The following is a 22,695-nucleotide window of genomic DNA, read 5'->3' as shown; positions in this document are numbered from 1 at the left end:
TCATCCTTGCCGCTTGAAGCCGGTCACGACGGAGCGTGGCGGCCAGGGCAGGCGTTCACGCCGCCCCTGGTTGTTGAAAATCAGGCCATCGCTGTCGATGTCCTGCAGCACGATCCCTGGCGCCAGGCGCTGGCCGCGGGCCAAAGTGCGCACCTGCTCGCCATAGCGCAGCACTACCACGCTGGAGGCCAGTGGCTGGGCCTTGAGGCCGCCGAGGTATTGCAACGGCAGGCGGGTGATGGCGATGGCACCGTCGTCGTCGGGTGCCTGCCAATGGCCGACCATCAAGCCAGGCAACGGCTTGTCGGCCACTGCAGGCGCAGTGGCCGGTTGCGGCTGGCGGCCCAGTTGCAGCACACACTGGGCCGCCAGCCAGCCGGCCAAGGTCAGGCCAGCGCCAGTCAGCAGGCGCGAGGCGAGCATCACGAGGCCAGCTGCCTTGGGTGCCAGCCCGGGTGGCCCTGCACGTAGCGCACTTCGGGCAGCTGCAGGGGCGCCAGTTGCCAGTCGCTCGACTGGCGGGCGAGCCAGGCTTCGACCCGTTGCCACAGCGGCTCGCCGGCCTGGGTCTCGAACTGCAGACCAAAGGTGCGGCACAGGCCCTGCACCGGCTCCAGGCCACTGATACGCTTGCCTTGCGGGCTATAGCTGACACGCCAGGCCTGGCCCTGCCAGCGCGGCAGGTCCTGGCTGTTGTCCAGTAACAGCGGGTCGCCGAACAGTTGCTCAGCGGCGTTTTCCAATACTTGTTCGACCTGCCGGGCCGGCGCTTCGACCACCGGTGCCGGGTAGCCGCCGGTAAGGCTGATCAGGTGTTCGCGGGTAATGGCCGCCCCGGCGGGCAGCGGGTAGTCGTAACGCAGGCCCGGCAGCAGCACCGGCATGCTGCTGTCGTCGGCCAGGGCTTGATGCAGCAGGCGGTCCCAGCTGCCGCCTCGGGTATCGCGGCGCCACAGCGCCTGTGGCGCGCGGGCCAGCGGTTGATCGAGCCAGGCCGCGTGGCCAGCGCGCTGCTGGCGCAATTCTGCCTGCAATGCCCCGACACGCTGCTGCGCGGCGGGTGCCAGCTGTTGCTCAAAGGCTGGGAAGAAACGCCCGTCGAACTGCCACAGCCCGGCCACGCGCTGGCAGCGCAGGCGGAAGGCGCCGCTGCCCCGGCACCCGGCGAACAGCACCGGCACGCGGCGGCCGCTGGCCTGGCTCACCTCGACCGGCGCCGGCCACAGGTCCTGGCCGCGGGCGCACAGCAGCACGTCGATCTGCGGTAGCCGCTCGGCCAGCCACAGGCCCGGCCCGGTACCGACATCGGCCATGGCCACCACCAGGTCGGCCTCGCGCCGGGCCTGTTCGAACACCGGTTGCAATGACTGGTACCACTGTTTGAGGGAGGCTTTCTGGTCCTGGGCATAGGGGTCGGTCACGCCGACCACGGCAATACGTGCACCGCCGCGTTCGAAGATGTGCAATGCCTCCAGGCCCAATGCGCGACGTTGCGTGTCTGCCAGCCCGGCGCCCAGGGTAACGGTGCCAGCCTGTCGATACAGTGCCGGGCTGCGCTGTGGCCACAACACGCGCTCGTCGCTGCTGACCCGCGCTTCACTGCCCAGCAGCTGGCTGCCTCGCAGGCCGCTTTCGCCCTGGGTCAGGTAGGCCAGGCCACTGCCATTCCAGCCCTGGCCGTTCTCCAGGGTCAGGCTGTTGCCCGCCCCAGCCTCGCCGCGCAGCTGTTCGAGCAACGCTGCCAGCACCGCATAGCCGCCCAGCTGGGCAGATGCAGCCTGGCTGGCATCCAGCAGTGGCGCCAGCTGTGGGTAGGTGATACTGGCACTGCTGCCGGTCATCCATGGGGCGCGGCCCAGGTGGCTGACCGGCCCCAGGCGGGTGGCCGGCACCACCGCCTGGCCAGGCTGGCGCGCATCGAGGGTATCGGCCACGTAAAGCAGGTCGAGGCTGGCGTTGCCGCCCTGCTGCCCGGGGAATGCGGAGCAGGCGCCGAGTAACGGTGCCAAGGCACCGATACCCATCCAGCTGATCACTTCGCGCCTGTGCACACTGCTTGCCATCGAACCCGCCATCCTTATCCACGTTCATTCAGGGCACCGGATGTTGCGGCGTTGGCATTACAGTTTGATGGCAGAAATCCGACAGCCATTCCAAAGTGATCTGTAGAACACAGCGCTAAGAGCGAGTCGTTTTAAAACCGCCTTAACATTTCTGCCAATGAATCATCATATTTGCGCACTAAAGTCGCGGTTTCCTCCAACTCAGCCAACATAAGGACACCCTGATGAGTCGAGATACCGGCGACAACCTGGACCGGAACCAAAGCGGCAACCTGCCGATGGCCAACGTCATGGACGCCTACCTGAGCCGCCGCAGCGTGATGCGCGGCAGCCTGGGCGCCGCCATCGCCATGATTGCCGGTACCGGCCTGACAGGCTGCTTCGACGGTGGTGGTTCCGATCACGATGATCCGGAGCCACCCGTGACTGAGCCGGAAGAGCCGAAACTGGCACTGGGCTTCCAGTCCATACCGGGCTCGCGCACCGACGCCTGCGTGGTCGCCGCCGGCTACAGCGCCTATGTGCTGGCGCCTTGGGGCACGCCGATCAACAGCAACGGCAACCCGTGGAAATCCGACGGCAGCAACACCTCGACCGACCAGGCCAACGCCATGGGCATGCACCATGACGGCATGCACTTCTTCCCCATCAACGGCAGCTCTGAAGACGGCCTGCTGGCGATCAACTTCGAGTACATCGACACCGCCGCCCTGCACCCGGCCGGCCCGACCACCGATGTCAACGGCAAGCGCCCGGTCGAGGAAGTGCGCAAGGAAATCAACGCCCACGGCGCCGGTGTTGTCCGCCTGCAGAAAATCAACGGTCGCTGGCAGGTGGTCGACAACGACCCGCTCAACCGCCGCTTCACTACCGCCTCGCGCATGGAAATAACCGGCCCGCTGCGGGGTACCGAGCACGTCAAGACCAAGTACTCCACCGCCGGCACCCACTGCCGCGGCACCAACAACAACTGCGGCAACGGCTACACCCCGTGGGGCACCTACCTGACCTGCGAAGAGAACTGGCCAGGCATCTTCGTCAACAAGGGCACCCGCCCCGAAGACCAGCGCCGCATTGGCGTGGGCACCTCCAGCGGCCAGTACAAATGGGAAACCGCAGCCGGTGACAGCAGCGAAGTGGCCGACGAGTTCGCCCGTTTCGACGTCACCGTCAAAGGCGCCAGCGCCACCGACGACTACCGCAACGAAGCCAGCACCTACGGCTACATCGTCGAAATCGACCCGTACACCAGCAACACCCTGGCCACCAAGCGCACCGCGCTGGGCCGTTTCCGCCACGAAGGCTGCGCCCCAGGCCTGCCCGTGGCCGGCAAGCCGCTGGTGTGGTACATGGGTGACGACTCGAACAACGAGTACCTGTACAAGTGGGTGTCCACCGCCGTGTGGGACGCCGCCGATGCCACCCCCGCCGACCGCCTGGCCACCGGCGCCAAGTACCTCGACCACGGCAAGCTGTATGTAGCCCGCTTCAATGCCGACGGCACTGGCGTATGGTTGCTGCTGGACGTGGCCACCGCCACCACTGGCGGCAGCACCCTTGGCGCACTGTATGGCGACCTGCCGGGCATCATCCTCAACACCCGTGGTGCTGCCGATGCCGTGGGTGCAACGCCGATGGACCGCCCCGAATGGACCACGGTCAACCCGCTCAACGGCGACGTGTACCTGACCCTGACCAACAACAGCGCGCGCACCCCGGAAAAGGTTGATGCAGCCAACCCGCGCGGCCCGAACCGTCACGGCCACATCATCCGCTGGCATGACAGCGACGACCAGCTGAGCTTCACCTGGGACATCTTCGTGTTCGGCGCCAACGCTGCTGGCACCGCCGACATCAACCGCTCCGGCCTGACCGAACTGAACCAGTTCGCCAGCCCGGACGGCATGAGCTTCGATAGCCGTGGCGTGCTGTGGTTCGAGACCGACAACGGCGAGAGCACCTTGACCGACTACACCAACGACCAGCTGCTGGCAGTGATCCCCACCAACCTGGTGGATGCCAGTGGCAAGCAGGTGCCGGTGAATGCACAGAACCAGGTGGACCTGCGCCGCTTCTTCGTCGGGCCGAATGGCTGCGAGGTGACCGGGATAACCTTTACCCCGGACAACAAGACGCTGTTCGTCAACATCCAGCACCCGGAGAACTGGCCGTATACCGACAAGGCTACCGATGCCACCCCGGCAGGTACCACGGTAAGGCCGCGGGCTGCGACGGTGGTGATCCAGCGTATCGATGGCGGGGAGATCGGCACCGCCTGACAGGGCGCCGGTCAGTCAGCCTTGTGCTGGCTGTACCGGCCTCTTCGCGGGTAAACCCGCTCCCACAGGTACTGCACAGTGTTCAAAACTGTGCGGTCCCTGTGGGAGCGGGTTTACCCGCGAAGAGGCCGGTGAATATTACCGAACCATCGGCTCCCGGCTACGCACCCGCACTTGCTGCGCCGGCACCCGGGCATGCCATTGCACCACCCCCAGCGCCTCCACCTGGAACTCGCTGCGTATCACCCGCCCCTCCTCCGCGAACGACAGCTGCAACAGAAAATACCCGCTGTTCAGTAGCAGCCCTTCGCTCAGCCGTTCGAACGTTTCGTCATCCACCGCCCCCAGCGCCTGGCGTAGCGCAGCTGCATCCACGTAACCTGACGCCGGCCGGCCGCTGATGATGCGGCTGAGCAACGAGCGCGGATAGCGCCCCTCATACAGCGCTTCCAGCAACGGCAGATGCTCCAGCCCCAGGGCATTGGCATTCAGCCGCCAGCCGGTGGTCTGCGGCAAGGCGCACAGCATCGGGTAACGGCCCTGGCGACTGGCGTCCGGCTCCAGTAGCAGGTTCAACTCGCTGGTATCGAGCATCGGCTGGTTGGCCGCCAGGCGCGGCGGTTGCTGGCGCAAGTACTGGGCGCTCTCGGCGCCCTGCAGGCGGGCATCGCTGTCGGCATCCAGCCAGTCGGCCAGGGCGTCGACCAGGCGCTGCGCCGCCATGTCGTCGCCCAGCAGGTACCGCAACTGGCGCGCAGCACGCTCGCCGTCCGCGCCGAGCAACGCATTGACGTTGAAACAGGTGTGCTGGTCGCGGACCCGCAACTGCGCCTGGCCGGCGCCAAAATCGTAGTTCAAAGGCTGCCCACGCAAGGCCTGCCAGAACAGCGGGCTAAGCCGCCAGCTAGGGTCGCGCAGGGCCTGCTCGGCATAGGCCAGGCCGGCCTGCTCCATGGCTCGCGCCTGCACCCGCTGATGCAACAGGCGCACATCATCGACCTGGCGCCTGCCATCTTCCACCAGCCAGGCCATGCCTGCCGCCAGCATCGCCAGCACCACCATCACCATCAACAGGGCCGCACCCTGCTGTTGCCTGCCACCCATCCTTGCCTGCCTCTGTCGCCGAATGAAGACGCCAGTCAACACGCCAGGTGTTGCAGGTAGATGGCAATGAACGTTCGTCATGTGTACGTCATCTGCGCGAGGCAGGATTGTCTTTCCTTTTCATGGCCTTACAGGAGTAGTCGCAATGGGTGGCATTGGAATCTGGCAACTGGTGATCGTACTGCTGATCGTATTCCTGCTGTTTGGTACCAAGCGCCTGAAGGGCCTGGGCAGCGATGTGGGCGAGGCAATCCAGGGTTTTCGCAAGTCCATGGGCGGTGAAACTGACATCATTCCGCCAGCGCACACGCAGGTGCAGCAACAGTGCCCGTTGACCGGTCAGGGCACGCAGCAACCGCAAGCGGACCGTCAACCCTGATGTTCGAGGTAGGCTTCAGCGAGTTGCTGCTGGTCGGCATCGTCGCGCTTATGGTGCTGGGCCCGGAGCGCTTGCCGGTGGCGGCACGCACCCTCGGGCGCGGCCTGGGCCAGGCCCGCAAGGCCATGCACGCCCTGCGTACGCAGGTGGAGCGGGAGATCGACCTGCGCGCTGTCGAGCTGCCCAACCTCGACAGTGCGCCTTTGCAGCGCCTGGAACAGGAGATCCGCCAAGGCATCAGCCTGAAAGCGGAGCCGGCCAACGATGCGGCCACGGTCGCCTCCCCCAAGGAAAACGCTTCATGAGCATTGCCATCGACCCGGCGGCGAGCATGCCGCTGACCGAACACCTGCGCGACCTGCGCAAACGCCTGGTGCGTTGCCTGGCGCTGGTGGCGCTGGTGTTCGCCGGGCTGTTCCCCTTCGCCCAGACGCTGTACACGCTGATTTCCGAACCGTTGCGGCGCTTTTTGCCGGAAGGCGCCAGCATGATCGCTACCAGCGTCACTTCGCCGTTCCTGACGCCGTTCAAGCTGACCGCGATGTGCGCGCTGTTCGTGGCCATGCCGCTGCTGCTGCACCAGGCCTGGGGCTTTCTGGCGCCGGGGCTGTACCGCCGTGAACGGCGCATTGCCCTGCCATTGCTGATATCGAGCATCCTGCTGTTCTATGCCGGCATGGCCTTCGCCTTCTTCCTGGTGTTCCCGACGATGTTCGGCTTCTTTGCCAGCGTGACACCGGAGGGCGTGGCGATGATGACCGATATCAGCCAGTACCTGGACTTTATCCTCGCGCTGTTTCTGGCGTTCGGGCTGGCGTTCGAGATCCCGGTGGCGACGTTTATCGTGGTCTGGGTGGGGTTGGCCGATGTGGCTATGTTGCGGCGCAGCAGGCCTTACGTGATCGTCGGCTGCTTTGTGGTGGGGATGATCCTGACGCCGCCGGATGTGTTTTCGCAGACGATGCTGGCGGTGCCGATGTGGGTGCTGTTCGAGGTGGGGTTGCTGGCTTGTGGATGGTTGAAGCGGCCTGAGCCAGGCAAGGAGATTGTGCCTGGATTGTAGGGCCTCTTCGCGGGTAAACCCGCTCCCACAGGGATCGCACAATATCGAGAGTTGTGCAATCACTGTGGGAGCGGGTTCACCCGCGAACAGCCTTGATGCGGTCTAGAACTCGGCGAGCCGCCAGACTTCGTAGGCAGGCGTCTCGTACGGGTGGCTCTGCTTGAGTGCAGCGACGACCTGGGCAATCAGGTCGTCAGCCACCACCAGCTCCACCTTCCACTCTTCCACCACCTCGACCTGGCCGGTTTGCCCGAGGAACGGCTGGCTGCCGTCCAGCGGGCGGAACTGGCCCTGGCCCAAGGCCTGCCAGGCGCAGTGGTCATAGTCACCGATGCGCCCGCCACCCGCGGCGAACACAGCGGCCTTGACCACTTCGACGTGGCTGGCGGGGACGAAGAAGGCGAGCTTGTACACGCCTTAGTTCACCCACACCCGTGCGTTACGGAACATACGCATCAGCGCGGCATCTTCCTGCCACTCATCCGGGCGCCAGGAGTTCTGCACGGCACGGAACACACGCTCCGGGTGCGGCATCATGATGGTCACGCGGCCGTCGCGGCTGGTGAGGCCGGTGATACCACGCGGCGAGCCGTTCGGGTTGGCCGGGTAGGCTTCGGTGACCTTGCCATGGTTGTCGACGTAGCGCAGGGCCACGCAACCGGACAGGTCGGCTGCCAGCAGTGCTTCTTCGCTGGCGAACTCGGCATGGCCTTCACCGTGGGCGATGGCGATCGGCATGCGCGAACCGGCCATACCCTGCAGGAAGATCGAGTTGGACTTCTGCACTTCGACCATGGCCACACGCGCCTCGAACTGCTCCGAGCGGTTGCGCACGAAGTGCGGCCAGTGCTCGGTACCCGGAATCAGCTCATGCAGGTTGGACATCATCTGGCAACCGTTGCACACGCCCAGGGCGAAGCTGTCGGTACGCTCGAAGAAGGCCTGGAAGGCATCGCGGGCGCGGCTGTTGAACAGCGCCGATTTGGCCCAGCCTTCACCGGCACCCAGCACGTCGCCGTAGGAGAAGCCACCGCAGGCGACCAGGCCCTTGAAAGCCTCGAAGTCGACACGGCCAGCGAGGATGTCGCTCATGTGCACATCGATGGCAGCGAAGCCGGCACGGTCGAAGGCAGCAGCCATTTCGACCTGGCCGTTGACGCCCTGCTCGCGCAGGATGGCCACTTGCGGGCGCACGCCCTTCTTGATGTACGGCGCGGCGATGTCGTCGTTGACGTCGAAGCCCAGCTTGACCGACAGGCCCGGGTTGTCTTCCTCGAGCAGCAGGTCGAATTCCTGGTCGGCGCAGTCGGCGTTGTCGCGCAGGCGCTGGATCTGGTAGCTGGTCTCGGCCCACTGGCGCTGCAGCATGCGACGGTCGTCGTCGAACAGCACTTCGCCGTTCAGGCTGATGGACACTTCACCGTTGTTGACCGGCTTGCCGATCACCGCGACGCACTCGCCCAGGCCTGCGGCGCTGAACTGTGCCAGCACATCCGGGGTGGCATCCTGGCGAACCTGGATGACCGCGCCCAGCTCTTCGTTGAAGAGGATGGCGGCCACCTCGGCCTTGCTGTCGGTCAGCGGGTCGAGTTGCAGGTCGAGGCCGCAGTGGCCGGCGAAGGCCATTTCCAGCACGGTGGTGACCAGGCCGCCGTCGGAGCGGTCGTGGTAGGCCAGCAGGTGGCCATCTTCGTTCAGGCCCTGAATCACGGCGAAGAACGCCTTCAGGTCTTCGGCGTCGTCGACGTCCGGTGCCTGGGCAGCGATCTTGCCGTAAGTCTGGGCCAGGATCGAGGCGCCCATGCGGTTCTTGCCGCGGCCCAGGTCGATCAGGATCAGGTCGGTTTCGCCCTTGTCCATGCGCAGTTGCGGAGTCAGGGTCTTGCGAATGTCGGTGACCGGGGCGAAGCCGGTGATGATCAGCGACATCGGCGAGGTGACGCTCTTCTCGACGCCCTCGTCGCTCCACTTGGTCTTCATCGACATCGAGTCTTTGCCGACCGGAATGGTAATGCCCAGCTCCGGGCACAGCTCCATGCCGACAGCCTTGACGGTATCGTACAGGCGGGCGTCTTCACCCGGGTGGCCGGCGGCAGACATCCAGTTGGCCGACAATTTGATGTCGGACAGCTTCTCGATGCGCGAGGCAGCCAGGTTGGTCAGTGTCTCGCCAATTGCCATGCGGCCGGACGCCGGGGCATCCAGCAATGCCAGCGGGGTACGCTCGCCCATGGCCATGGCTTCACCGGTGTAGACGTCGAAGCTGGTGGCGGTGACGGCGCAGTCGGCCACCGGTACCTGCCACGGGCCGACCATCTGGTCACGAGCTACCAGGCCGGTGATGGTACGGTCACCGATGGTGATCAGGAAGCTCTTGCTGGCCACGGCCGGGTGGCTGAGGACGCGCTGAACGGCATTGTCCAGGTCCAGCTTGCTCGGGTCGAAGTCATCGCCCAGCTCGGCTTCGCGGGTAACCGAACGGTGCATGCGTGGCGGCTTGCCCAGCAGTACGTCGAGCGGCATGTCTACCGGCGTGTTGCCGAAGTGGCTGTCGCTTACGGTCAGGTGTTGCTCTTCAGTCGCTTCACCCACTACGGCGAACGGGCAACGCTCACGCTCGCAGATTGCCTTGAAGCGCTCGAAGTCGACGGCGCTGACGGCCAGCACGTAACGCTCCTGCGATTCGTTGCTCCAGATTTCGTGCGGGGCCATGCCCGGCTCGTCGTTGGGCACGTTACGCAGCTCGAAGCGGCCACCACGGCCACCATCGTTGACCAGTTCCGGGAAGGCGTTGGAGATACCGCCGGCACCAACGTCGTGGATGAAGGCGATAGGGTTGGCGTCGCCCAGCTGCCAGCAGCGGTCGATGACCTCCTGGCAACGGCGCTCCATTTCCGGGTTTTCGCGCTGAACGGAGGCAAAGTCCAGGTCAGCCGAGCTGGCACCGGTAGCCACCGACGAGGCGGCGCCGCCGCCCAGGCCGATCAGCATGGCCGGGCCACCAAGCACGATCAGCTTGGCGCCGACAGTGATCTCGCCCTTCTGCACATGGTCTTCACGGATGTTGCCCATGCCACCGGCCAGCATGATCGGCTTGTGGTAGCCGCGCACTTCTTCACCGTGCGGGGTGTTGATGGCTTGCTCGAAGGTGCGGAAGTAACCGGTCAGGGCCGGGCGACCGAATTCGTTGTTGAACGCAGCGCCACCCAGAGGGCCTTCGATCATGATGTCGAGGGCGTCGACGATGCGCTCGGGCTTGCCGTAGGCCTGCTCCCACGGCTGTTCGAAGCCCGGGATGCGCAGGTTGGACACGGTGAAGCCGGTCAGGCCAGCCTTGGGCTTGGCGCCACGGCCGGTCGCGCCTTCGTCGCGGATTTCGCCGCCGGAGCCAGTGGAGGCGCCGGAGAACGGGGCGATGGCGGTTGGGTGGTTGTGCGTTTCCACCTTCATCAGGATGTGCACCGGCTCCTGCACCGCGCCGTACTGGCGGGTTTCAGGGTTCGGGAAGAAACGGCCGGCAACGTTGCCGACGATCACCGAGGCGTTGTCCTTGTACGCAGACAGCACACCTTCGTTGTGCATCTGATAGGTGTTCTTGATCATGCCGAACAGGCTCTTTTCCTGAGCCTGGCCGTCGATGTCCCAACTGGCGTTGAAGATCTTGTGGCGGCAGTGCTCGGAGTTGGCCTGGGCGAACATCATCAGTTCGATGTCGTTCGGGTTGCGCTTGAGGCCCTGGAAGGCGTTGACCAGGTAGTCGATCTCGTCTTCGGCCAGGGCCAGACCGAGGTCGATGTTGGCCTTGGCCAGGGCGTCACGGCCACCGGCGAGGATGTCCACCGAGGTCATCGGCTTGGGCTGGGCATGGCTGAACAGGTCAGCGGCCTGCTCCAGCTGGCCGAGCACGCGCTGGGTCATGCGGTCGTGCAGCTCGGCGGCGATCAGTTCGGCGTCGGCTTCGCTCAGGCTGCCGGCAACGTAGTAGGCGATACCACGCTCCAGGCGCTGGATCGACTGCAAGCCGCAGTTGTGGGCGATGTCGCTGGCCTTGCTGGCCCAAGGCGAAATGGTGCCCAGGCGTGGCACGACCAGGAACAGGCGGCCGCTCGGTTCCTGTACCGGCACGCTCGGGCCGTACTTGAGCAGACGGCCCAGCACCTGCTGCTGGTCGGCGGTCAGCTCGCCATCGACATCGGCGAAGTGGGCAAATTCGGCATACAAACCAGTAACAGCGGGGACTTTCTGGCTCAGTTGCTCGAGTAATTTACCGTGGCGAAAGGCAGAAAGGGCAGGAGCGCCGCGCAGGATCAACATCGTCGGGACAGCCTCAGGAAGGGGTGTGCTTAGAGGCCGTGCATTCTAGCCTAATTCGAAGGGTTTCGGCACCCGCTCTACGCCATGCCTGCCGGGCGGCGGAACCGGACTTTCGGGTCAAAAAAATTGCCTTGTGTTGCCCGTTCCGGCCCTATCGCCGGCAAGCCGGCTCCCACAGGTATACCACCGCCCTCAAGGCCTGTGTTGTACCTGTGGGAGCCGGCTTGCCGGCGATAGGGCCGGTAAAGCACAGAACCCGCTACCAGACAAGCTAACAGTTGTCGAGATATGGTTGGGCCAGTCCTTTGCGTATACTGCAACCTATGTTCGCCCACACTGCTTTGCGCCAGCGTTGCGCCAGATGGCTTTTCGCAACCGGACTCTTTCTGCTGCTCGGTGCCTGCGTTGAAAAACCCAGCACCCTCGAGCGCGTGAAGGAGGATGGCGTGCTGCGCGTGATCACCCGCAACAGCCCGGCCACCTACTTTCAGGACCGCAACGGCGAAACCGGCTTCGAATACGAGCTGGTCCAGCATTTCGCCGAGGATCTCGGCGTGAAGCTGCAGATCGAGACCGCCGACAACCTCGACGAGCTGTACGACAGCCTCGGCAAGCCCTCCGGCCCGGTGCTGGCGGCCGCCGGCCTGGTCACCAGCGAACGGCGCAAGGCCCAGGTCAGGTACTCCCACCCTTACCTGGAAGTGACCCCACAGGTCATCTACCGCAACGGCCGCACCCGCCCCACCAACGCCAAGGGCCTGGTCGGCAAGAAGATCATGGTGCTCAAGGGCAGCAGCCACGCCGACCAGCTGGCCGAGCTGAAAAAGCAGTATCCGGGCCTGGAATACGAAGAATCCGACGCCGTCGAGGTGGTCGACCTGCTGCGCATGGTCGACGAAGGCCAGATCGACCTGACCCTGGTCGACTCCAACGAGCTGGCGATGAACCAGGTGTACTTCCCCAACGTGCGGGTTGCCTTCGACCTGGGCGACACCCGCGACCAGCGCTGGGCGGTGGCGGCCGGTGAAGACAACAGCCTGCTCAACGAGGTCAACGAGTTCCTCGACAAGGCGCAGAAGAACGGCACCCTGCAACGCCTGAAGGACCGCTACTACGGCCACGTCGACGTACTGGGCTACGTGGGTGCCTACACCTTCGCCCAGCACCTGCAGCAGCGCCTGCCCAAGTACGAAAAGCACTTCAAGAGCTACGCCAAGGTAGAGCAGGTGGACTGGCGCCTGCTGGCTGCCATCGGCTACCAGGAATCGATGTGGCAGCCTGAGGTCACTTCCAAGACCGGCGTACGCGGCCTGATGATGCTGACCCAGCGCACCGCCCAGGCCATGGGCGTGTCCAACCGCCTGGACCCGAAGCAGAGCATCCAGGGCGGCGCCAAATACTTCATGAAAATCAAGGAAGAGCTCGACGACAGCATCCAGGAACCGGACCGCACCTGGTTCGCCCTGGCCGCCTACAACGTCGGCAGCGGCCACCTGGAAGACGCCCGCACCCTGGCCAAGCGCGAGAAGCTCAACCCCAACAAGTGGCTGGATGTGAAGAAGATGCTGCCGCGGCTGTCGCAGAAGCAGTGGTATCGGCAGACCAGGTACGGTTACGCCCGGGGCGGCGAGCCTGTGCACTTTGTGGCCAACATCCGTCGCTACTACGACATTCTTACCTGGGTGACCCAGCCGCAGCTGGAAGGCCAGGTGGCCGAAGGCAGCCTGCATGTGCCCGGGGTGAACAAGGACAAACCGGCGGAGCAGTCGCCGCCGATGTAAGCCTGCACGGGCCTCTTCGCGGGTAAACCCGCTCCCACAGGTACATCACAGGTTTTGGAGATAGTGGTATTTTTGTGGGAGCGGGTTTACCCGCGAAGGGGCCGAAACAGGTCAGGACTTGGCCCGGCGAGCCTTGAAGAAGTCGCTGAGGATCTGCCCGCACTCTTCCGCCAGCACCCCGCCCTCCACCATCACCCGGTGGTTCAGGAAGCCCTGCCCGAAGAACTGCCCCTGGCTCTGCACGATCCCCGCCTTGGGCTCCAGCGCGCCATACACCACCCGCATGACCCGTGAATGCACGATCAACCCCGCACACATGCTGCACGGTTCCAGGGTCACATACAGGGTACTGCCGGGTAGCCGGTAGTTGCTGGCGGATTTCGCCGCCGCGCGAATGGCCACCATCTCGGCATGCGCACTGGGGTCACTGTCGATGATCGGCCGGTTGAAGCCCTGCCCGATCACCTGCCCGTGCTGCACCAGCACCGCGCCCACCGGCACCTCGCCCATGGCTGCGCCTTCGGCGGCCAAGGCCAGGGCCAGGCGCATGAATTCCTGATCGCGACTGCGATCGATGATCTGCGGACGCATCAGACCACCGCGATCGCGGCCATCAGGCCGGTTTCCATGTGGTCGATGACATGGCAGTGGAACATCCAGGTGCCCGGGTTATCCGCCACCAGCGCCACCTGGGCGCGTTCGTTCTTGCCTAGCAGGTAGGTGTCGGTGAACCACGGCTCGGTGATGTCGTGGCGGTTGGAGGCGATCACCTTGAAGCTCATGCCGTGCAGGTGGATCGGGTGCTGGTACTGGGTCATGTTCTTCAGCTCGAAGATGTAGCTCTTGCCCTTCTGCAACGTGGCGATGGGGCGCTCGGCGCAGGTCTTGTCGGTGATGTCCCAGGCCTGGCCGTTGATCTGCCACATGCTCGACGGCTTATCCTGATCCGTAGTGACCGAGACTTTTGCCGCCCATTCGAAATTGAAGTTGAGCTTTTCGGCGTTTTCCAGATCCGGCTCGGCAATCGGGTTGGGCGGTAGCGCCGGCGGCCAGTCGCTCGGCGCGTCGTTGCTGGCTACCGAACGCAGGGTGCCCAGGCGCACGAAACCGTCGCGCAGGGAGATCTCCTGCCCCGCTTCGGGAATACGGATAGCCAGGCAGATGCGCATGCCAGGGCCGAGCCAGTAGTCATCGTCCAATGGCCGCGGGGTTACCGGGTTGCCGTCCAGGGCATAGATTTTTGCCTCGCAGTTGCCCTTGAGGTTGATGCGGTAGGTCCAGGTGTTATCGAGGTTCAGCAGACGCACCCGTACCACCTGACCGGCTGGCAACTCGGTGACTGAATCGGCCTGGCCATTGATGGTGATCAGGCGCCCGGCGGTGCCGTTGCGCGCGGCTTCTCGCGGAATGCTGAAAGGCAGCCAGGCCCCCTGCTCGTCCACGTGCCAGTTCTTCAGGCTCAGCGTGCGCTCATGCCTGAAGCCGGTCGGCTCGCGCTCCTCGACGATCAGCGGGCCGACCAGGCCACGGCCCAGCTCCTCGGAACTGCTGACATGCGGGTGGTACCAGTAGCTGCCGGCGTCCGGCACACGGAACTTGTAGTCGAAGTACTCGCCAGGCTTGACCGGCAATTGCGACACATAGGGCACGCCGTCCATTTCCAGCGGCAGGCGAATGCCGTGCCAATGGATGGTGGTTTCAACCGGCAGGTGGTTGATGAAGCGCACCCGCAGCCAGGTGCCCTGGCGTACGCGCAACTCGGTACCCGGGGCAGACGGGCCGAAGGCCCAGGCCTCGGTCTTGAAGCCCGGCACCAGCTCGACGTCCAGCGGTGCGGCGATCAGCTCATAGTCATGCCCGGCGTTGTCATCTTCGACCTTGCCCAGCCAGTAGCGCGCCGCGCCACCGGCGCCCAGGCCAACCACAACCAGGCCGGTCAGGCCTTTGAGCATTTGTCGACGGGTGAAGGACATCGGTGCGGGTACCTCGTGTTCTGCGCAATCAAGCTGCCAGCATGGCTGGCGATGAAGGGCGAATACGATACACCTGCAAATGGGAAATATTAAGTGAAGTCTCTTGCGATGCTTTCCGCAGCCTTCCCCTCGGCAGTATTGCCGGGGGCAGCACAGAGCGCGTTGAACCACTGCTGATCATCTGCGGCCGGCACCCGCAAGGCGGCCTGGAGCAGCTGCGGGTCGAGCAGGACGTTCAGGTTCTGCAGGCGCGTGGCGATTTCGGGGTGCGTATCGAACGGATGGGGGTTGGCCAGCCCCAGCACTTCCTCACCCAGTTGCAATGGCGTGCCTTGCAGGTGCGATGCCAGCGCCTGCAGCAGGTTGTTGCCACCGTGAGCGAGCAGCAAGCCGTCGATCACCCTGCCCAGGGCAATTGCCCGTAGCAGCGCCTGTACGAACAGCTTCGGGCCAGCGACCTCGGCACCGGCCCGATCAGCCAGCAATTCCTGTGCACGCCCCCAGTGATGAACCGCAATCTGGAAATGGTGCAAGAACTGCCCAGCCAGCCACAAGGTCGGCCGAACCACCCAGGGCGGAGCATCCTCGTCGCCGACCATCGCAGAATACTGCGCGCACATCAGGCTGAAACGCGCGCTGGTTTCGCTGCCTCGCTCCGTATCACGGCGCCTGAAATGGCCCAGCTCGTGACCGATGATCGAAGCCGCCTCGGCCTGGCTCAAGGCCGTCAGCAATGGTAGCGGCAGATACAACGTGCGCCCCGTGAGTACCTCCCCGCCGGGCTGCAGCAGGACCGGCACACTGGTGACGAAAAATCCCTGGTCAAGCCCGACCACGATATGGTCCGGGGCCGGCGCTTGCAGCTGCGTTGCCAAGGCCTCGATCCACTGCCACACCGCTGGCGTCGCCTGCCTGCCGAGCGGGCGGGCGAGAAACCTGGCAGTCGGAGACTGCATCAGCGGCCACTGCCTGCGCATTCGCCAGGCCTGGCGAACACACACAACCAGGACAGAGGCCAGCGGCAGCACCACGACCAGCACGCTCATGCCGCCCTGCGCTGCACGGCTCGCTCCGGAACTGGCCTCATAGAGCAACGCCAGGCACAGCGAACCGGCAAGCATGACCATGTAGATGCTCAAGCAACAGCCCAGGCCCTGCCAGCTGGCCATCATGCGCTCATTCAGGTAGGCCGCAGAGCGCAGCGCCCGCCAGGCGTCTGCCTTCAGCTTGAGCCAGGCCCAGAGGCCGACCAGCAAAGCAGCCAATGCCAGCCAGCAGCTCACGCTGGCCATCACTTTGCGTACGCTTACCCAGTGGCGATCCGCATCGAGCAGGTCCAGTTGGCGCTGCAGGGCCTGCCGCGGCTCGACATGCCTGGCAAGCTCCTTGCGGGCTTCCCACGGCAATTGCTGTAGCAACGCCTCGCTGGGGGCCGCCAGCCATTGCCGTATGGTGCGGGCCTGATCCTGCGCCGTGTCGGCCCGCCAGTACTGCACATTACCCCAGCCGAACAGCACCAGTGGCAACAGCAGCAGGATCAGGCCCCAACCGAAGCGCTTCATTGCTCCACAGCGCCGATGGTCACGCCCAGCCTCATCTGGCCGCTTCACCCAGGCGCGCCACGCCAGGAAACAGTTGCGCCAACGTGTGCCTGGCCTGGGCCGCTTGCAGATAGGCATAGAGCAGGTCCACCAGTTCCTGCAGGGCAAGGTGGCGCCCGGCTACGACAGGGGTGCACAACCACAAGCTGACGCGCAGTCCGCCCGCCACGGCTACAGCGTCAGGCGAGGCCAACGCCTTGAAACAGGCCGGCGCCAGCGTTGGCGCGCTGCCGGCCGCCGACACGGTAAAGATCAGGCGGGTGCTGAAATGTCGCTGCTCGACATCGAAGCCGTCGAAGGCATGCAGGGGAGTCGGCGCCTGCGCATTGGCGAAGCACAGGCTATCGGGCGTAACGCTCAGCACCCGCTTGCCATGGCGGCAATACAGCGCTGCGGCGCATGCCAGCGCCGCCGCCCCGGTGCCGGCCAGGCCGAGGCCGAAAACGCAGAGCAGCCATATGGCGGCGCTGCTCGCCTGGGGGGCGAACAGTACCGCCAGCGCCATCAGCCATGCACCCAGCCCGGCAAGCGACAGGCCGGTCAAGGCACAGGCCAGCGCCTTGCCAAGCGAGCGCTCGCGCAGTTCGAAGCCCTCGACAGGGCCATCGGCCTGCGCCTGCAGGTACGCCAGGTGGGCTTCGCGTTCGTCGTTATTCATCAGCCTGCAACAGATCCAGTTGCCGTTGCGCATGGGCCGCATCGCGGTAAGCCGCCAGCATTGCGAGCACTTCCTCGTTGTCCAGCTTGCGCCCATTGCTGGCCAAGCCTGCCGACATGATGCGCACCTGCGGTCGCGGCTTTTTCAGCACCATGGCCTGGTTGCCGAAGAACTGCAGTTTCACCACGTGGTGCTTGGGAAGCACGGCTTCGCTGCTCATTTCCAGCGTCTGCACCGTGACCAGCCCTTCATCCTTGACCGAAACATCCTCCACTTCGGCCATGTCTACCGGGGCGTCCAGCGTATCGACGAACAACTGCCGGCGGGTCAGGCGCATGAACACCTGGGTACCGGCATTGCGATGCTGCCAAGTCACCGCGGCGGCGATGAAGACCGTGAAGGCACAGGCTGCGACCGCGCCCATGCGCTCCAGGTTGAAGCAGACGGCGGTCAGAATCAGCGAGCCCAGCAACAGTATCGGCCCCCAGACCCGATAACGCCGGGAATTGGTGAACTCGCTCTGCTCTGGCACACGCTCGATCACTTGCTTGAGTTCGGCGATTACCCGGTCGCGCTGGGCGGCACGGGATTGCTCGTATTCCTGGCCGAGCGAACCGGACAGCTCGGACAGCGGGTCGTTGAACTCGCTCATGGTCATTGCGCCTCCTGCGTCGCCAGGTAATCGGTGAGGAATGCCTGGGCATTACCCTGATGCGACAGCCCTTCCGAATAGCCGACCTGCAGTGGCTGCACCTCACCCGGCAGATACAGTTCGCCACCCCAACTGCCCTGGATGATCAGCACCACGTATTTCTTGCCATCCACGGTGGTGGAGTAACGGGTATCCCGGCTGGTTTTCTCCACCTGCATTTTCTGGATGCGCATGTTCCAGTCGTGATCGACGCCTTCGATCTGCACCAGCGCTTCGTTTGCGGCGCGTTCACCGATGCGCAGCGTCCACACCTTGGCCCCTTGCGTGCCCATGTAGGCAACTACCTGGTCGGCCACCTCCGGCCGTTGTTCAGCGTGAACCTGGCCCAGCCACAGGCTGAGCGCAGCCACCAGCAGGGCAGTCCATTTACGATAAGCGAGCATGTGTTTTCCATCCTGAAGCGGAACAAACGCCCATTGAAATAAGCCTGGCCCGCACTGCCAACCCCGTTGACCGGTTCGCACAACAGACAGCGCCCTGCGCACAATGGCTGTCGCTGAAAATGTGCACGCGTTACCATTTCCGGCCATGCCGCCCGCTGCCAAGGATGCCTAGCGCCCATGCGATCTATCAGCCCCTACCTCGATACCGCTTTTTCATTCGATAGCCCCGGGTCACTCGCCGAGGCCGGCGTACTGGACGCAAGCAGCGCACGAGTGATGGGTAGCGCGACCGGCCACTATCGGGCGCAGACGGTACACGGCGGGTTGCAGTACTTCGATTGCAACCTGCAATTTCCGGAGCCGCTGAGGATCGACAAGGTGCTGCAGCAAAGCCTGTGCATCGTGCAGGTGTTCGACGGGGCGTGGCAGCACACGGTGGACGGAAAGCTCAACAGTTATGCCCCTGGTCAGTTGCACATGCTGGGCCTCGGTGAAAGCCTGGAGGCGCAGGACCAATTGCCCGCCAACAGCCACGCCCGCATGGCCGGGGTGCGTATTGCCGGCGATTACCTGCACGAGCTGGCCCGGGACGATGCGCAACTGATGCCGCTGCTGGCCCTTGCCGCCGATGGCATGCGCTTCGACCAGTTGCCGCAGTGGCCAACAATAAGCCGCCTGTTCCAGCAGCTGTATCTATCGCCCTACACGGGCGCACTCAGGCGCCTGCATTGCGAAAGCCTGAGCCTGGCCATCGTGCTGGAGCTGGCCAGCCACCTGATCGGCCACAGGCCGGCCGAAAAGCCCCAGGACCAGGGGCACCGCGATCTGGCCATTGAAACGCGTCGCCAGCTTGATGCAAACCTGAACGCCCCGCCCACTGCTGCAGCCCTTGCTCGCCAGCTGGGGGTGAGCGAGACCACCTTGCGCCGCGCATTCAGCCATGAATACGGCCGGTCGCTCCTGCAGTATGTGCGGCAACAGAGAATGGAACTGGCCCGCGCCCTGCTGCTGGAACGTCGCTGGCAGGTCTCGCAGGTTGCCTATCAGGTCGGCTACGCCAACCCTGCCAATTTCTGCCATGCCTACAAGGCGTATTTCGGGCGTTCTCCCGGGGCTGAATAGGGTTTTACCGGATAAAAAAACGGGCCTGCAATGCAGGCCCGTTTCATCAACCGCGAGGTGGGATCATTCCCACTCGATGGTCGCCGGCGGCTTGCTCGACACGTCGTAGGTAACGCGCGAGATACCGTCGATTTCGTTGATGATACGGCCGCTGACGGTTTCCAGCAGCTCGTACGGCAGGTGCGCCCAACGTGCGGTCATGAAGTCCACGGTCTCGACGGCGCGCAGGGCCACGACCCAGGCGTAGCGACGGCCATCGCCAACGACGCCGACCGACTTGACCGGCTGGAACACCACGAATGCCTGGCTGGTCTTGTGGTACCAGTCGGCCTTGCGCAGCTCTTCGATGAAGATGTGGTCGGCGCGACGCAGGATGTCGGCGTATTCCTTCTTCACTTCACCGAGGATGCGCACGCCCAGGCCCGGGCCCGGGAATGGGTGGCGGTAGACCATGTCGTACGGCAGGCCCAGCTCCAGGCCGATCTTGCGTACTTCGTCCTTGAACAGCTCACGCAGCGGCTCGACCAGCTTGAGGTTCATTTCCTCCGGCAGGCCACCGACGTTGTGGTGCGACTTGATCACGTGGGCCTTGCCGCTCTTGGCGCCAGCCGACTCGATCACGTCCGGGTAGATGGTGCCTTGGGCGAGGAACTGGATGTTTTCCAGCTTGCTGGCTTCGGCATCGAACACGTCGATGAAGGTGCGGCCGATGATCTTGCGCTTCTTCTCCGGGTCGGCTTCGCCGGCCAGGTTGTCGAGGAACTGCTTCTCGGCGTCGGCGCGGATGACCTTGACGCCCATGTTCTCCTTGAACATGGCCATCACCTGGTCGCCTTCGTGCAGGCGCAGCAGGCCGTTGTCGACGAATACGCAGGTCAGCTGGTCGCCGATGGCGCGGTGCAGCAGCGCGGCAACAACCGAGCTGTCGACGCCGCCGGACAGGCCCAGCAGGACGTTGGCCGAACCGACCTGCTCACGCACCTGGGCAATGGCGTCTTCGACGATGTTGGACGGAGTCCACAGGGCTTCACAGCCGCAGATGTCCTGCACGAAGCGGGACAGGATGCGACCGCCCTGCTTGGTGTGGGTCACTTCCGGGTGGAACTGCACGCCGTAGTAGCCGCGCGCGTCGTCGAACATGCCGGCGATCGGGCAGCTCGGGGTGCTGGCCAGCACGTGGAAGTTGCCCGGCATCTGGGTGACCTTGTCGCCGTGGCTCATCCACACGTCCAGGCCCAGTACGCCGTCAGCGTCGATGTGGTCTTCGATGCCGTCGAGCAGGCGGCTCTTGCCGACCACGTCCACACGGGCATAACCGAATTCACGCAGGTCGGAACCTTCGACCTTGCCGCCCATCTGCTCGGCCATGGTCTGCATGCCGTAGCAGATGCCCAGCACTGGTACGTTCAGGTCGAACACCGCCTGCGGGGCGCGCGGGCTGTTGGCTTCGTGGACCGACTCGGGGCCGCCGGCGAGGATGATGCCGCGCGGGTTGAATTCGCGGATCGCTTCATCGTCCATGTCGAATGGATGCAGCTCGCAGTACACGCCGATTTCGCGCACGCGGCGGGCGATCAGCTGGGTGTACTGGGAACCGAAATCGAGGATCAGGATGCGGTGAGCGTGAATGTCGAGGGCCATGACTCAATCTCGTCAGTGGAAATCGGAAACGACGCGGGGCTGTCACGACAGCCCCGCATGCTTGAATTGCCAGAAGCCTCAGCCTACGCGGTAGTTAGGGGCTTCTTTGGTGATCTGCACGTCATGCACGTGGGACTCGGCCATGCCGGCACCGGTGATGCGCACGAATTCCGGCTTGGTGCGCATCTCTTCGATGGTTGCGCTGCCGGTGTAGCCCATGGACGAACGCAGGCCGCCCATCAGCTGGTGGATGATCGCGGCCAGCGCGCCCTTGTAGGGAACACGGCCTTCGATGCCTTCCGGTACCAGCTTCTCGGCACCGGCCGAGGAGTCCTGGAAGTAGCGGTCAGACGAGCCTTGCGCCTGTGCCATGGCACCCAGCGAGCCCATGCCACGGTAGGCCTTGTAGGAACGGCCCTGGAACAGTTCGACTTCACCCGGTGCCTCTTCGGTACCGGCGAACATAGAACCCATCATCACGCAGGAAGCACCGGCGACGATGGCCTTGGACAGGTCACCCGAGAAGCGGATGCCGCCGTCGGCGATCAGCGGCACGCCAGTGCCTTCCAGCGCAGCGGCAACGTTGGCGATGGCGCTGATTTGCGGCACGCCGACACCGGCAACGATACGGGTGGTGCAGATCGAGCCTGGGCCGATACCGACCTTGACCGCGTCAGCGCCAGCTTCGGCCAGCGCCTTGGCGGCAGCGCCGGTGGCGATGTTGCCGCCGATCACCTGCACTTGCGGGTAGGTTTCCTTGACCCAGCGAACGCGGTCGATCACACCTTTGGAGTGACCGTGGGCGGTGTCGACCACAACCACGTCAACACCAGCAGCCACCAGGGCGGCAACGCGCTCGCCGGTGTCCTTGCCGGTGCCGACCGCGGCGCCGACGCGCAGACGACCCTGGTCGTCCTTGCTGGCCAGCGGGTAGGCCTTGGCCTTTTCGATGTCCTTGACGGTCATCATGCCCTTGAGGTTGAACTTGTCGTCGACGATCAGGACTTTTTCCAGGCGGTGCTTGTGCAGCAGCTCGCGGACTTCGTTCTTGTCGGCGCCTTCGCGGACGGTGACCAGACGCTCTTTCGGGGTCATCACGTCGCGGACCTTGGCATCCAGGCGGCTTTCGAAGCGCACGTCACGAGAAGTGACGATGCCGACCAGGTCGCCGTTCGCCAGCACCGGTACACCGGAGATGTTGTTCAGGCGGGTCAGGTCGAACAGGTCGCGCACGGTGGCGTCGGCGTCGATGGTGATCGGGTCCTTGACCACGCCAGCCTCGAACTTCTTGACCTTGCGCACTTCGCTGGCCTGCTGTTCGATGGTCATGTTCTTGTGGATGATGCCGATGCCGCCTTCCTGGGCCATGGCAATGGCCAGGCGCGCTTCGGTCACGGTATCCATGGCAGCGGAAACCAGCGGAATGTTCAGCTCGATGCCGCGGGTCAAACGGGTCTTGAGACTGACTTCATTGGGCAGTACCTCGGAATAGCCAGGTACAAGGAGGATATCGTCGAAGGTCAGGGCTTCTTGGCTGATACGCAGCATCGCGGGGGCTCCCGGGCGGGAAAAATGGAAGCGCGCCATTATACTCATGCACGGCGCGCCGCTCAATGCAAAAT

19 protein-coding genes are annotated in these 22,695 nt (G+C 64.5%); 6 read left to right on the top strand and 13 right to left on the bottom strand.

The features are described from left to right. Nucleotides 1-426, bottom strand: coding sequence for a pilus assembly protein PilZ (locus R9B85_RS17825; RefSeq protein WP_423770412.1), 426 nt, complete (start codon nucleotides 424-426; stop codon nucleotides 1-3). Next, on the bottom strand, nucleotides 423-2,063 hold the full coding sequence (locus R9B85_RS17820; protein ID WP_112250896.1) for a lipoprotein UxpA: 1,641 nt from the start codon (nucleotides 2,061-2,063) through the stop codon (nucleotides 423-425). Before R9B85_RS17820 ends, R9B85_RS17825 begins: the two co-directional genes overlap by 4 nt. Nucleotides 2,064-2,287: 224 nt before the next feature. Between R9B85_RS17820 and R9B85_RS17815 the strand changes: the two genes are divergently transcribed. Further along, the gene (locus R9B85_RS17815) at nucleotides 2,288-4,342 is read left to right on the top strand and encodes a PhoX family protein (RefSeq protein WP_215520332.1); all 2,055 of its coding nucleotides are present in this window, start codon (nucleotides 2,288-2,290) and stop codon (nucleotides 4,340-4,342) included. 138 nt (nucleotides 4,343-4,480) lie between these two features. Here the strand turns inward: R9B85_RS17815 and gspK are convergent, their stop codons facing one another. Then, nucleotides 4,481-5,446 carry a type II secretion system minor pseudopilin GspK gene (gene gspK / locus R9B85_RS17810; RefSeq protein WP_423770411.1) on the bottom strand — a complete coding sequence of 322 codons (966 nt, stop codon included), beginning with the start codon at nucleotides 5,444-5,446 and terminating at the stop codon, nucleotides 4,481-4,483. 145 nt (nucleotides 5,447-5,591) lie between these two features. Between gspK and tatA the strand changes: the two genes are divergently transcribed. From tatA to tatC, 3 genes are read left to right on the top strand one after another with little or no spacing between them, the layout of a single operon-like run. Further along, nucleotides 5,592-5,825, top strand: coding sequence for a twin-arginine translocase TatA/TatE family subunit (tatA, locus tag R9B85_RS17805; RefSeq protein WP_112250893.1), 234 nt, complete (start codon nucleotides 5,592-5,594; stop codon nucleotides 5,823-5,825). Then, a complete protein-coding gene (gene tatB / locus R9B85_RS17800; protein WP_112250892.1) occupies nucleotides 5,825-6,130 on the top strand; it encodes a Sec-independent protein translocase protein TatB in 306 nt (101 codons plus the stop codon). Before tatA ends, tatB begins: the two co-directional genes overlap by 1 nt. Next, on the top strand, nucleotides 6,127-6,888 hold the full coding sequence (tatC, locus tag R9B85_RS17795) for a twin-arginine translocase subunit TatC (protein WP_423770410.1): 762 nt from the start codon (nucleotides 6,127-6,129) through the stop codon (nucleotides 6,886-6,888). Before tatB ends, tatC begins: the two co-directional genes overlap by 4 nt. A 102-nt stretch (nucleotides 6,889-6,990) precedes the next feature. On the opposite strand, the gene R9B85_RS17790 is transcribed toward tatC, so the two are convergent. Further along, nucleotides 6,991-7,302, bottom strand: coding sequence for an NGG1p interacting factor NIF3 (locus R9B85_RS17790; RefSeq protein WP_112250889.1), 312 nt, complete (start codon nucleotides 7,300-7,302; stop codon nucleotides 6,991-6,993). Between the two features lie 3 nt (nucleotides 7,303-7,305). Beyond that, nucleotides 7,306-11,202 (bottom strand): phosphoribosylformylglycinamidine synthase, encoded by a 3,897-nt coding sequence (purL, locus tag R9B85_RS17785; protein WP_133970341.1) that lies wholly within the window; start codon nucleotides 11,200-11,202, stop codon nucleotides 7,306-7,308. Between the two features lie 323 nt (nucleotides 11,203-11,525). Here purL and mltF point away from each other — a divergent pair, with 323 nt between their 5' ends. Next, nucleotides 11,526-12,983, top strand: coding sequence for a membrane-bound lytic murein transglycosylase MltF (mltF, locus tag R9B85_RS17780; protein ID WP_112250883.1), 1,458 nt, complete (start codon nucleotides 11,526-11,528; stop codon nucleotides 12,981-12,983). Nucleotides 12,984-13,094: 111 nt separating this feature from the next. Here the strand turns inward: mltF and tadA are convergent, their stop codons facing one another. The 6 genes from tadA to R9B85_RS17750 all read right to left on the bottom strand — a co-directional run bounded on the left by tadA (nucleotide 13,095) and on the right by R9B85_RS17750 (nucleotide 18,310). Then, a complete protein-coding gene (gene tadA, locus R9B85_RS17775; protein WP_063911428.1) occupies nucleotides 13,095-13,574 on the bottom strand; it encodes a tRNA adenosine(34) deaminase TadA in 480 nt (159 codons plus the stop codon). Beyond that, nucleotides 13,574-14,956 carry a multicopper oxidase family protein gene (locus R9B85_RS17770; RefSeq protein WP_207878932.1) on the bottom strand — a complete coding sequence of 461 codons (1,383 nt, stop codon included), beginning with the start codon at nucleotides 14,954-14,956 and terminating at the stop codon, nucleotides 13,574-13,576. Before R9B85_RS17770 ends, tadA begins: the two co-directional genes overlap by 1 nt. Nucleotides 14,957-15,045: 89 nt before the next feature. Next, the gene (locus R9B85_RS17765; protein ID WP_313853004.1) at nucleotides 15,046-16,518 is read right to left on the bottom strand and encodes a M48 family metallopeptidase; all 1,473 of its coding nucleotides are present in this window, start codon (nucleotides 16,516-16,518) and stop codon (nucleotides 15,046-15,048) included. 31 nt (nucleotides 16,519-16,549) lie between these two features. Then, nucleotides 16,550-17,215 (bottom strand): hypothetical protein, encoded by a 666-nt coding sequence (locus R9B85_RS17760; RefSeq protein WP_423770409.1) that lies wholly within the window; start codon nucleotides 17,213-17,215, stop codon nucleotides 16,550-16,552. Then, nucleotides 17,208-17,867 (bottom strand): hypothetical protein, encoded by a 660-nt coding sequence (locus R9B85_RS17755; protein WP_313853001.1) that lies wholly within the window; start codon nucleotides 17,865-17,867, stop codon nucleotides 17,208-17,210. The genes R9B85_RS17760 and R9B85_RS17755 overlap by 8 nt, the downstream gene beginning before the upstream one ends. Before the next feature lie 2 nt (nucleotides 17,868-17,869). Continuing rightward, on the bottom strand, nucleotides 17,870-18,310 hold the full coding sequence (locus R9B85_RS17750; protein WP_112250879.1) for a hypothetical protein: 441 nt from the start codon (nucleotides 18,308-18,310) through the stop codon (nucleotides 17,870-17,872). 177 nt (nucleotides 18,311-18,487) lie between these two features. On the opposite strand from R9B85_RS17750, the gene R9B85_RS17745 reads away from it, so the two are divergent. Further along, entirely contained in the window at nucleotides 18,488-19,432 is a 945-nt protein-coding gene (locus tag R9B85_RS17745; protein WP_423770408.1) for a helix-turn-helix transcriptional regulator, read from the top strand. Nucleotides 19,433-19,495: 63 nt separating this feature from the next. Here R9B85_RS17745 and guaA read toward each other — a convergent pair whose 3' ends face one another. Beyond that, on the bottom strand, nucleotides 19,496-21,073 hold the full coding sequence (guaA, locus tag R9B85_RS17740) for a glutamine-hydrolyzing GMP synthase (protein WP_013971139.1): 1,578 nt from the start codon (nucleotides 21,071-21,073) through the stop codon (nucleotides 19,496-19,498). Between the two features lie 78 nt (nucleotides 21,074-21,151). Further along, nucleotides 21,152-22,621: an IMP dehydrogenase gene (gene guaB / locus R9B85_RS17735; protein WP_013971138.1), complete on the bottom strand. Its 1,470-nt coding sequence runs from the start codon at nucleotides 22,619-22,621 to the stop codon at nucleotides 21,152-21,154. Nucleotides 22,622-22,695: the final 74 nt, after the last annotated feature.

This window comes from Pseudomonas sp. NLJ1 (genome assembly GCF_049486705.1).
Classification (GTDB): Bacteria; Pseudomonadota; Gammaproteobacteria; order Pseudomonadales; family Pseudomonadaceae; genus Aquipseudomonas; species Aquipseudomonas inefficax.
The sequence above is the reverse complement of the archived record's forward strand: the minus strand, read 5'-3'. Positions and strand labels throughout refer to the sequence as shown.

Coding starts and splice junctions, on each gene's coding strand:
- R9B85_RS17820 (WP_112250896.1), bottom strand. CDS start 2,063: ATGGCAAGCAGTGTGCACAGGCGCGAAGTGATCAGCTGGATGGGTATC.
- R9B85_RS17815 (WP_215520332.1), top strand. CDS start 2,288: ATGAGTCGAGATACCGGCGACAACCTGGACCGGAACCAAAGCGGCAAC.
- gspK (WP_423770411.1), bottom strand. CDS start 5,446: ATGGGTGGCAGGCAACAGCAGGGTGCGGCCCTGTTGATGGTGATGGTG.
- tatA (WP_112250893.1), top strand. CDS start 5,592: ATGGGTGGCATTGGAATCTGGCAACTGGTGATCGTACTGCTGATCGTA.
- tatB (WP_112250892.1), top strand. CDS start 5,825: ATGTTCGAGGTAGGCTTCAGCGAGTTGCTGCTGGTCGGCATCGTCGCG.
- tatC (WP_423770410.1), top strand. CDS start 6,127: ATGAGCATTGCCATCGACCCGGCGGCGAGCATGCCGCTGACCGAACAC.
- purL (WP_133970341.1), bottom strand. CDS start 11,202: ATGTTGATCCTGCGCGGCGCTCCTGCCCTTTCTGCCTTTCGCCACGGT.
- mltF (WP_112250883.1), top strand. CDS start 11,526: ATGTTCGCCCACACTGCTTTGCGCCAGCGTTGCGCCAGATGGCTTTTC.
- tadA (WP_063911428.1), bottom strand. CDS start 13,574: ATGCGTCCGCAGATCATCGATCGCAGTCGCGATCAGGAATTCATGCGC.
- R9B85_RS17770 (WP_207878932.1), bottom strand. CDS start 14,956: ATGTCCTTCACCCGTCGACAAATGCTCAAAGGCCTGACCGGCCTGGTT.
- R9B85_RS17765 (WP_313853004.1), bottom strand. CDS start 16,518: ATGAAGCGCTTCGGTTGGGGCCTGATCCTGCTGCTGTTGCCACTGGTG.
- R9B85_RS17760 (WP_423770409.1), bottom strand. CDS start 17,215: ATGAATAACGACGAACGCGAAGCCCACCTGGCGTACCTGCAGGCGCAG.
- R9B85_RS17755 (WP_313853001.1), bottom strand. CDS start 17,867: ATGAGCGAGTTCAACGACCCGCTGTCCGAGCTGTCCGGTTCGCTCGGC.
- R9B85_RS17750 (WP_112250879.1), bottom strand. CDS start 18,310: ATGCTCGCTTATCGTAAATGGACTGCCCTGCTGGTGGCTGCGCTCAGC.
- R9B85_RS17745 (WP_423770408.1), top strand. CDS start 18,488: ATGCGATCTATCAGCCCCTACCTCGATACCGCTTTTTCATTCGATAGC.
- guaA (WP_013971139.1), bottom strand. CDS start 21,073: ATGGCCCTCGACATTCACGCTCACCGCATCCTGATCCTCGATTTCGGT.
- guaB (WP_013971138.1), bottom strand. CDS start 22,621: ATGCTGCGTATCAGCCAAGAAGCCCTGACCTTCGACGATATCCTCCTT.